The organism is Bradyrhizobium sp. RP6, assembly GCF_003837805.1.
Lineage (GTDB): Bacteria > Pseudomonadota > Alphaproteobacteria > Rhizobiales > Xanthobacteraceae > Bradyrhizobium.
In genome coordinates, this window is sequence record NZ_RQIT01000063.1 from 1 (window position 1) to 1,301 (window position 1,301).

Here is a 1,301-nt window from a genome sequence, read left to right on the forward strand (position 1 = left end):
GATAACGTACAGAGTCTTTCGCACTTTCAGGATTGACGGCTTCTTCTAGAATGAAGGAGCTTTGAATGAACGATGGGAATGCCATGGGTCAGGTGATCCAAATTGATGAGGCCCGGATTCGAGATCACCTGGGCGAGATGGTCCGCGGGACAGTGGAAGAGACACTGAACGCGATGCTGGAGGCCGAAGCGGACCAGCTGTGCGGTGCTGGGCGGTATGAGCGCAGCCCGGCGCGGCAGGACACGCGGGCAGGCAGCTACGAGCGAACGCTGCAGACCAAGGCGGGCGACGTCAATCTGAAGGTTCCGAAGCTACGGCGGCAAACCTTCGAGACGGCGATTATCGAGCGCTACCGGAGGCGGGAGAGCTCGGTTGAGGAGGCGCTGATCGAGATGTATCTGGCCGGGATTTCGGTTCGGCGGGTCGAAGACATCACGGAGGCGCTGTGGGGCACCCGGGTCAGCCCGAGCACAGTGTCGAACCTGAACAAGAAGATCTATACCAAGATCGAGGCGTGGCGGAATCGCAGGATCGAAGGCGAGCATCCGTATCTCTACCTCGACGGCATCGTGATGAAGCGCAGCTGGGCTGGTGAGGTTCGCAACGTGTCGCTGCTGGTGGCCTCGGCGGTCAATGCTGAGGGGTTCCGGGAGATCCTCGGCATCTGTGAAGGCGCCAAGGAGGACAAATCCGGCTGGTCCTCGTTTCTGCGGCATCTCGTCGATCGCGGTCTCAAGGGCGTGCAGCTGGTGGTTTCCGACGCGTGCCGAGGTCTTGTCGAAAGCGTTGCGGATTATCTGCCGGAGGCACGCTATCAACGCTGCATGGTGCATTTTTATCGCAATGTCTTCAGCCACGTGCCGTCGACCCGGGTCCGCGAGGTGAGCCACATGCTCAAGGCCATTCATGCCCAGGAGAGCCGCGCCGCGGCCGACGAGAAAGCCAGGACCGTCATCGCGGATCTGCGGGCCAGCCGTATGGCCAAAGCTGCTGATCTCGTCGAGCAGGCGGTTCACGAGACGCTCGCCTACTATGCCTTTCCGGACATCCATTGGCGGAAGATTCGAACGAACAATCCGCTCGAGCGCATCATGAAGGAGATCCGGCGACGAACCCGTGTCGTCGGCGCCTTCCCCGACGGTCAATCCTGTCTCAACTTAGCGGCGGCCCGGCTGCGGCACATTGCCGGAACGGCGTGGTCGACCAAATGCTACATGAACATGCGACCGCTCTATCAGCCACAACTCTCTGAAACCGGAGCCGTCGCCTGATCAAAAGTGCGAAAGATTCTGGACAGTACC

General features: G+C 60.4%; 1 protein-coding gene. It reads left to right on the forward strand.

Translation table 11 applies throughout. The features are described 5' to 3' along the window. Window positions 1-83: 83 nt before the first annotated feature. Window positions 84-1,271, forward strand: a complete 1,188-nt coding sequence (locus EHH60_RS36850; protein WP_199752527.1) for an IS256 family transposase — start codon at window positions 84-86, stop codon at window positions 1,269-1,271. Window positions 1,272-1,301: the final 30 nt, after the last annotated feature.